The following is an 8,963-nucleotide window of genomic DNA, read 5'->3' as shown; positions in this document are numbered from 1 at the left end:
TCAGCGCATTAGCGGTAGTAACGATATCTGGAAAAAGAAAGTGGGCTATCACCGGCGCTCAGTGGCTGAAACGGCCATGTTCCGGTTCAAAAGGCTTCTGGGTGGTAATCTAAGTCTGAGAGACTACGATGCTCAGGTGGGCGAAGCCATGGCCATGGTCAAAGCGCTTAACCGGATCACGCTATCAGGAATGCCGAACAGTATTCGCATCACGTAACAATCGACCAGTATGGGGCGCAGTTGTTACAAGTTCTGATTTATTCAACAAAGCCATTTATTCAACAAAGCCATTTATTCAACAAAGCCCGTCACACGCTGTTGAAGTCGCTGTGCAACGTCATGTTTACCAGCGGCATCGACAGCTTTAACCGGCATAAGGAGCTGGCTGGTTCTCAACGTTCTGGCATCAAGCTGACCAATCGAAGGGAAAACATACTGCTCGAGAGTCAGCAGTACACGACGGCGGTGGTCTTCACTCCATGTGAGATTACTTGCATGCCATTGTCTGGCGATGGTTTCAAATAAATATGCCCCCTCAATTTCAACTTGTGCCCCCTTCTGTTCAACTTTTGGATCAATTCCTTGTGACAGTAGCTTCTTCGCAGTATCACGCTTTGCTCGGGCTTCTGCGAGTGTGGTTGTGGGGTAAACACCGAAAGCAAGCCGATCCTCTTTCTTATCAGATGGACGGCGATATTTCATACGCCAGTATTTTGAACCTTTTGGGGATACTTCAAGGTACAACCCGCCGCCATCAGCCATCTTGTAGGCTCTGTCCTTTGGCTTTGCAGTATCAATTTGTCGAACATTAAGCTTCATTTTGGGGGCAAAAATCCTGATCGAAGTGGGGTGCCCCCAATTATGCCCCCAAAGGGGGATAGACCACAAGATACCTGAAAAGACCAGTAAAGACAGTAATCTATTAGTTTATAAGGATTTTTTTGATAAAGGTAGACTTCAGAAAACGTCAAAAGAAGAGTGGTTTATGCCGAAGGCCGGACTCGAACCGGCACGTCTTTCAACGGTTGATTTTGAATCAACTGCGTCTACCGATTTCGCCACTTCGGCACTGAAGTAGTATGCGGAAAACGAGGTGCATTATACCGTTTGAGATTGATGACACAACACTATTCCGCACTCTGGCGCGTTGAATGCTGAAAAAAACAGCGCCAGCACACTTTTTTGCGCATTTTACCGGCAAGCGATGACGTGCCGGATGCACTCAGCGTCGTGTTAACAGCAGCAGCAGACTGATAACCATAAACAGCAGGCTCGGCACCAGCGCGCCCAGCAACGGTGGTAGGCCATACACCAGACTGAGCTGACCAAATACCTTGTCCAGCACGTAAAACAGGAAGCCAAAGCTGATACCGGTGACGATACGCACGCCCGCAGGCACATTGCGCAATGGCCCAAAGATAAAGGAGAGCGCCATCAGCATCATCACCGCCACCGACAGCGGGGCGAACGTCTTGTTCCACATGTTCAGCTTGTAACGGCCCGCTTCCTGCCCGCTCTGCTTCAGATAGTTGATGTAGTCGTACAGGCCGCGAATCGAGAGTGCGTCCGGGTCCAGCGCCACGACGCCGAGTTTGTCCGGCGTCAGGGTGGTTTTCCACTCTCCGCTGATGGTCTGGCTGTCTGAAATCTGTTCGCCATCGCGCAGGTTAGATTCATCAACCTGAGAGAGTTGCCACAGCTTGGCATCGTCATCAAATTCCGCGGAGGCAGCGTAGCGCACGGAGAGCAGTTTTTGTTCCGGGTCGAACTGGTAGATATTCACTCCCGCCAGCTCTTTATCCCCCACCACACATTCAATATAGATAAAGTCGTTGCCGTCTTTCGCCCACAGCCCGTTCTGGGTCGAGAGCATCGAGCCGCCGTACATCATCTGCGAGCGGTAGTTGTGCGCTATCTGTTCACCGGAAGGTGAAATCCATTCGCCAATCGCCATGGTAAGCAACACTAACGGAATAGCAGTTTTCATCACCGCACCAGCAATCTGTAAGCGGGTAAAACCAGAGGCCTGCATGACCACAAGTTCGCTGCGTGTCGCCAGTGTCCCCAGTCCCAGCAGCGCACCGAGCAGCGCCGCCATCGGGAAAAAGATTTCAATATCCTTTGGCACGCTCAGCAGGGTATAGAGGCCCGCGCCTAGTGCGGTATAGTCGCCGCGACCTACTTTGCGCAACTGCTCGACAAACTTGATGATGCCCGAGAGCGAAACCAGCATGAACAACGTCATCATGATGGTATTAAAAATAGTTTTGCCGATATAGCGATCCAGTACCCCAAACATCAGGCGGCTCCTTGTACTTTCACCCGCGCGCGCAACCGGCGCAGAGGCACGCTGTCCCAGACATTAAGCAGCAACGCAATCCCGATATAGGCCAGATTGGTCAGCCAGATCCACACCATCGGGTCAATTTTCCCCTTGCTGGCATTGGAACGAAGCGAGCTTTGCAACAGGAAGAAAATCAGATAAAGCAGCATGGCGGGCAACATGCTCAGCACGCGCCCTTGGCGTGGGTTTACCGCACTGAGCGGCACCACAATAATCGCCATTATCAGCACAGAAAGCACCAGCGTAATGCGCCAATGAAACTCTGCACGCGCGGCGTTCTCATCCGACTGCCACAGTTGGCGCATCGTCATCTGTTCTACGCCGGTGTTCCGGAGCGACACATTCTGGTGCCCGATAACTGCCTGATAGTTGGTGAAATCCGTGATACGGAAATCCCTCAACATCGCCGTGCCTTCGTAGCGGGAGCCCTTGTTGAGCGTCACCACCTGTGCACCGTTTTGGTCAACGTCCACACGCCCACGGTCGGCAATCACCACCGAAGGACGCGCGTTGCCGCTCGGGCGCAACTGTGCCAGAAACACATGCTCAAACTCCTGCCCTTTGACATCGCCGACAAACAGCGCGGCATTGCCGCCCTGCGCCGATTGAAACTGCCCTTCCACCAGAGCCGCGACGCTCGGGTTGGCCTTGGCTTCTGCCATCACGATATCCTGATGGCGCGAAGACCATGGGCTGACCCACAGCGCATTGATCATCGCCACCGCACCGGTCATCACCGCCAGAATAAAGGCGGCCTTGAGCAGCACCGTTTTGCCCAGTCCACAGGCATACATAACGGTGATTTCGCTCTCGGTATACATGCGGCTGAATGTCATCAGCAGCCCTAAAAACAGGCTCAAGGGCAGAATGAGCTGCGCCATTTCAGGCACACCCAGCCCCAGCAGGGAGAGCACTAAGTTTGTCGGGATTTCACGATCAACTGCCGCACCCAATATCCGCACCAGCTTCTGACAAAAGAAGATCAGTAACAGAATAAACAGGATGGCCAGTTGGCTCTTAAAGGTTCCCCGTACCAGATATCGAATGATGATCACGCTTAATTAAACCTGTGAAAACTTGTCTTTTTGCAGGAAAGTCGATAATTTCATTGCTAACTCGCCATTTATACGCATTTGTGGCAACCTTTGTCGCTATGATGCATTACAGCATACCGCGCGCCCGGCGTTGTATCAGAACCTGCTTATCATCACCAAAACAGATTCGTCGCGCCGTTAAGATTAACACAGGTTAGGTAAGTGTAACGGCGGGAAAGTATTACGGAGTGTCACATTCTAGCCATTGGCCCCGTCTTTGTCTTTGAGATTCAGGAGAGTACATGGAGTTCAGTGTAAAAAGTGGTAGCCCGGAAAAACAACGCAGTGCCTGCATTGTTGTCGGCGTGTTTGAGCCTCGCCGCCTGTCCCCTATTGCCGAACAATTGGACAAAATCAGCGACGGTTATATCAGCGCACTCCTGCGCCGCGGCGAGTTGGAAGGCAAAGTGGGGCAATCCCTGCTGTTGCATTACGTGCCTAACATTCTGTCAGAACGTATTCTGCTGATTGGCTGCGGGAAAGAGCGTGAACTGGATGAGCGGCAATATAAGCAAATCATCCAAAAAACCATCAATGCGCTGAATGACACCGGCTCAATGGAAGCCGTTTGCTTCCTGACAGAGTTGCATGTCAAAGGACGTAACACCTATTGGAAAGTGCGTCAGGCGGTAGAGACAGCAAAAGAGACGCTCTACACCTTCGATCAGTTGAAAAGCAATAAGGTCGAACTGCGTCGTCCGCTGCGCAAACTGGTGTTCAATGTGCCAACGCGCCGTGAACTCACCAGTGGCGAGCGCGCCATTCAGCACGGACTTGCCATTGCCGCAGGCATCAAGGCCGCGAAAGATCTCGGCAATATGCCGCCGAATATCTGTAACGCTGGCTATCTGGCCTCACAGGCACGTCAACTGGCGGACACCTACAGCCCGAACATCGTGACGCGCGTGATTGGCGAACAGCAGATGAAAGAGCTAGGCATGAACGCCTATCTGGCCGTTGGGCAAGGCTCGCAAAATGAATCGCTGATGTCAGTGATTGAGTACAAAGGCGATCCTAATCCGGAAAATCGCCCTATCGTGCTGGTTGGCAAAGGCCTGACCTTTGATTCCGGTGGTATCTCGATCAAGCCAGCCGACAGCATGGATGAAATGAAGTACGACATGTGCGGTGCCGCTACGGTATACGGCGTGATGCGCATGGCAGCCGAGCTGGCGCTGCCGCTGAATATTGTTGGGGTATTGGCTGGCTGTGAAAACATGGCTGATGGCCGCGCCTATCGTCCGGGCGATGTGTTAACCACCATGTCGGGTCAAACGGTTGAAGTGCTGAATACCGATGCCGAAGGCCGTTTGGTGCTGTGCGATGCACTGACCTATGTGGAACGCTACGAGCCGGAACTGGTGATTGATATCGCCACCTTGACCGGTGCCTGCGTGATCTCGCTCGGTCATCACCTTACCGGATTGATGTCGAACCATAACCCGCTGGCGCACGAGCTGCTCGGAGCATCAGAGCAAGCGGGCGACCGCGCCTGGCGTTTGCCGATGGGAGATGAGTTTCAGGAGCAGTTGGAGTCGAACTTCGCCGATATGGCGAACATCGGCGGACGTCCCGGCGGTGTAATTACCTCCGCGTGCTTCCTGTCGCGCTTTACCCGCAAATACAACTGGGCACACTTGGATATCGCGGGCACAGCCTGGCGTTCCGGTAAGGCTAAAGGGGCAACGGGCCGTCCAGTGGCCATGTTGTCGCAGTTCCTGCTTAATCGCGCCGGGTTAAATGACGTAGAATAAAAAGAGGCCGTTCTCTGTCGTCCTCGGCAACAGCCGGGGACCTCTTACAAGAAGTACGAGTTTCCTCTGTGAGCGGTTCCCGCCTACGCAGGAATGACGGTAAGTTCACGAGAATGATAATAAGTTTGTAGGAATGGCTCAGATAACAGACATTGTCAGCAACCTAGGGCCGGTTTATATCGTCCCCTCACCTACAGTAAACAATGAAAAACGCAACGTTCTACCTTCTCGAACACAGTGACGATGTCGATGGGCTTAGTGCCTGTGAGGCGCTGGCCTGCGAGCTGGCAGCGGAACGTTGGCGCAGCGGGCAGCGTGTGCTGATCGCCTGTGAAGATGAGCAGCAAGCGTTGCGACTGGACGATGCACTGTGGCAGCGCGACGCCAGCTCCTTTGTGCCGCATAACCTTGCTGGCGAAGGCCCGCGACAGGGCGCGCCCGTCGAGCTGGCTTGGCCTCAACGCCGGGGCAGCACCTCACGCGATGTGCTGATCAGCCTCCTGCCGCAGTTCGCAGATTTTGCCACCGCTTTCCATGAAGTGATAGACTTTGTCCCTCATGAAGAATCCCTGAAACCGTTGGCGCGTGATCGCTACAAAGCGTATCGCAGCGTCGGCTTTCAATTGACTACGGCGACGCCGCCAACGCACTGAATAGTAGACATAATGGATACTAAATATAACCCGAAAGATATCGAACAGCCGCTCTATGAGCGCTGGGAACAGCAAGGCTACTTTAAGCCAAACGGTGACACGAGTCAGGAAAGCTTCAGCATCATGATCCCGCCGCCGAACGTCACCGGCAGCTTGCATATGGGCCATGCGTTCCAACAAACCATTATGGATACCCTGATTCGCTATCAGCGTATGCAAGGGAAAAACACGCTGTGGCAGGCGGGTATTGACCATGCGGGTATCGCCACCCAGATGGTGGTTGAGCGTAAAATCGCTGCTGAAGAGGGCAAAACGCGCCACGATTATGGTCGCGATGCCTTTATCGAAAAAATCTGGCAATGGAAAGCAGAGTCCGGCGGCACCATTACCCGCCAAATGCGTCGTCTTGGTAACTCGGTGGACTGGGAGCGCGAGCGCTTCACCATGGATGAAGGCCTGTCCAACGCGGTGAAAGAGGTATTCGTTCGTCTGTATAAAGAAGACTTGATCTACCGTGGCAAGCGCCTGGTGAACTGGGACCCGAAACTGCGCACCGCCATCTCCGATCTGGAAGTGGAAAACCGCGAGAGCAAAGGCTCCATGTGGCACCTGCGCTACCCGCTGGCCGATGGCGCAAAAACCGCTGATGGCAAAGACTATTTGGTGGTCGCCACCACACGTCCGGAAACCGTGCTGGGGGATACCGGTGTTGCGGTCAACCCAGAAGATCCTCGTTACAAAGATCTGATCGGCAAGTTCCTGATCCTGCCGCTGGTGAATCGCCGTATTCCGATCATCGCTGATGAACACGCCGACATGGAAAAAGGCACCGGCTGCGTGAAGATCACGCCGGCGCACGATTTTAACGACTATGAAGTCGGTAAACGTCACAAGTTGCCGATGATCAACATCCTGACGTTCGATGGCGACATCCGTCAGGAAGCTGAAGTGTTTGATACCAACGGCGAAGCCAGCACGGTATACAGCAACGACATTCCTGATTTCCTGCGTGGCGTCGAGCGTTTCGCCGCTCGTAAAGCGGTGGTTGCCAAGCTAGATGAGTTGGGCTTGCTCGATGAGATCAAACAGCACGATCTGACCTTTCCCTACGGCGATCGCGGCGGCGTGGTCATCGAACCGATGCTAACCTACCAGTGGTACGTGCGTGCCGGCGTACTGGCGAAACCGGCAGTGGAAGCGGTGGAAGATGGCCGTATCCAGTTTGTGCCGAAGCAGTATGAGAATATGTATTTTAGCTGGATGCGTGACATTCAGGACTGGTGTATCTCGCGCCAATTATGGTGGGGTCACCGTATTCCTGCGTGGTACGACAACAGCGGCAAGGTTTACGTAGGCCGTGATGAAGCGGAAGTGCGCCGCGACTATCAGCTCGCCGACGCGGTTGAACTGCGCCAGGATGAAGACGTGCTGGACACCTGGTTCTCCTCCGGGCTGTGGACCTTCTCCACCCTCGGCTGGCCGGAACAGACGCCAGAGTTGAAAGCGTTCCATCCGAGCAGCGTGATGGTGAGCGGCTTCGACATCATCTTCTTCTGGATTGCGCGCATGATCATGCTGACCATGCACTTCGTGAAAGATGACGAAGGCGAACCGCAGGTACCGTTCCATGCCGTCTACATGACCGGGCTTATCCGCGATGAAGAAGGGCAGAAGATGTCCAAGTCCAAAGGGAACGTGATCGATCCGCTGGACATGGTAGACGGCATCTCGCTTGAGGCGTTGCTGGAAAAACGCACCGGCAACATGATGCAGCCGCAGCTGGCGGAGAAAATCCGCAAGCGCACCGAGAAACAGTTCCCGAACGGTATCGAACCGCACGGTACGGATGCCCTGCGCTTCACGCTGGCGGCACTTGCATCGACCGGTCGTGATATTAACTGGGACATGAAGCGTCTGGAAGGTTACCGCAACTTCTGTAACAAACTGTGGAACGCCAGCCGTTTTGTGCTGATGAACACCGAAGGGCAAGATTGCGGTTTTAACGGCGGTGAGAAAGTGCTGTCACTGGCCGATCATTGGATTTTAGCCGAATTCAACCGCACGGTGAAAGCCTTCCGCGACGCGCTGGACGGTTACCGCTTTGATATTGCTGCCGGTATCCTGTATGAGTTCACCTGGAACCAGTTCTGCGACTGGTATTTGGAGCTGGCTAAACCGGTGATGAACGGTGGCAGCGAGGCGGAGCTGCGCGGCACGCGGCACACGCTGGTTACCGTGTTGGAAGCACTGCTGCGTCTGGCGCACCCGATCATTCCATTCATTACCGAAACCATCTGGCAGCAGGTCAAATTACTGAAAGGCGTTACCGACGATACCATCATGCTACAACCGTTCCCGACCTATGATGCCACCGCAGAAGATGCGCAGGCGCTGGCCGATCTGGAATGGATCAAGCAGGCGATCACCGCCGTGCGTAATATTCGCGCCGAGATGAACATCGCGCCGGGTAAACCGCTCGATGTGCTGTTGCGTGATGCAACGCCGGAAACGCAACGCCGCGTGGAAGCGAACCGCAGCTTTATCCAAACCTTGGCGCGTCTGGCAAGCGTTCAACTGTTGCCTGCCGGTGAAAAAGGCCCGGTATCGGTCACTTCCCTGCTGGACGGCGCGGAGCTGCTGATCCCGATGCTGGATCTGGTCGATAAAGACGCAGAGCTGGAGCGTTTGGCGAAGGAAGCTGCCAAGGTTGAAGCGGAAATCAACCGCATCGACAGCAAGCTCTCCAATCAAGGCTTTGTTGCGCACGCACCAGAGGCAGTTATTGCCAAAGAGCGTGAAAAACGTGACGGCTATGCGGTAGCGAAAGCCAAACTATTGGAACAGCAGGCCACCATTGCCGCACTGTAATCCATAAGTATCTTGTGCGAATAAAAAGCCCAGGCCGCTAAGTCCGGGCTTTTTTATCAAATGAACGGCTTTGTTGAATAAATCAGAACTTGTGACGACTGCGCCCCATGCGGGTCGATTGTTACGTGATGCGAATACTGTTCGGCATTCCTAATAGCGTGATCCGGTTAAGCGCTTTGACCATGGCCATGGCTTCACCCACCTGAGCATCGTAGTCTCTCAGACTTAGATGACCACCCAGAAGCCTTTT

Annotated in this window: 5 protein-coding genes, 1 tRNA gene and 3 pseudogenes; 4 read left to right on the top strand and 5 right to left on the bottom strand. The window is 54.0% G+C overall.

The genetic code is table 11. From position 1 onward, the window contains the following. Positions 1–217 (top strand): annotated as a pseudogene (locus tag QZ506_RS17425) (IS5/IS1182 family transposase); the annotation flags it as partial. An 89-nt stretch (positions 218–306) separates the two neighbouring features. Here QZ506_RS17425 and QZ506_RS17420 read toward each other — a convergent pair. From QZ506_RS17420 to lptF, 4 genes and pseudogenes are all read right to left on the bottom strand, one after another. Continuing rightward, positions 307–819: pseudogene (locus QZ506_RS17420) on the bottom strand (tyrosine-type recombinase/integrase); the annotation flags it as partial. A gap of 167 nt (positions 820–986) precedes the next feature. Next, positions 987–1,068, bottom strand: a tRNA-Leu gene (locus QZ506_RS17415). 154 nt (positions 1,069–1,222) lie between these two features. After that, on the bottom strand, positions 1,223–2,299 hold the full coding sequence (lptG, locus tag QZ506_RS17410) for an LPS export ABC transporter permease LptG (RefSeq protein WP_291972905.1): 1,077 nt from the start codon (positions 2,297–2,299) through the stop codon (positions 1,223–1,225). Next, positions 2,299–3,399 (bottom strand): LPS export ABC transporter permease LptF, encoded by a 1,101-nt coding sequence (gene lptF / locus QZ506_RS17405; RefSeq protein WP_291972904.1) that lies wholly within the window; start codon positions 3,397–3,399, stop codon positions 2,299–2,301. Before lptF ends, lptG begins: the two co-directional genes overlap by 1 nt. 281 nt (positions 3,400–3,680) lie before the next feature. Here lptF and pepA point away from each other — a divergent pair, with 281 nt between their 5' ends. The 3 genes from pepA to QZ506_RS17390 all read left to right on the top strand — a co-directional run bounded on the left by pepA (position 3,681) and on the right by QZ506_RS17390 (position 8,713). Continuing rightward, positions 3,681–5,192, top strand: coding sequence for a leucyl aminopeptidase (gene pepA, locus QZ506_RS17400; protein ID WP_291972903.1), 1,512 nt, complete (start codon positions 3,681–3,683; stop codon positions 5,190–5,192). A gap of 203 nt (positions 5,193–5,395) precedes the next feature. Further along, the gene (locus QZ506_RS17395) at positions 5,396–5,845 is read left to right on the top strand and encodes a DNA polymerase III subunit chi (protein ID WP_291972902.1); all 450 of its coding nucleotides are present in this window, start codon (positions 5,396–5,398) and stop codon (positions 5,843–5,845) included. A 12-nt stretch (positions 5,846–5,857) separates the two neighbouring features. Next, a complete protein-coding gene (locus QZ506_RS17390) occupies positions 5,858–8,713 on the top strand; it encodes a valine--tRNA ligase (RefSeq protein WP_291972901.1) in 2,856 nt (951 codons plus the stop codon). Positions 8,714–8,834: 121 nt separating this feature from the next. On the opposite strand, the pseudogene QZ506_RS17385 reads toward QZ506_RS17390, so the two are convergent. Continuing rightward, a pseudogene (locus tag QZ506_RS17385) lies at positions 8,835–8,963 on the bottom strand (IS5/IS1182 family transposase); the annotation flags it as partial.

Origin of the sequence: Candidatus Symbiopectobacterium sp., assembly GCF_020054415.1 — a bacterium.
In the GTDB taxonomy this organism is placed as follows: Bacteria; Pseudomonadota; Gammaproteobacteria; order Enterobacterales; family Enterobacteriaceae; genus Symbiopectobacterium.
Note: the sequence above shows the minus strand (reverse complement) of the source record. Positions and strands in the feature narration are given on the sequence as shown.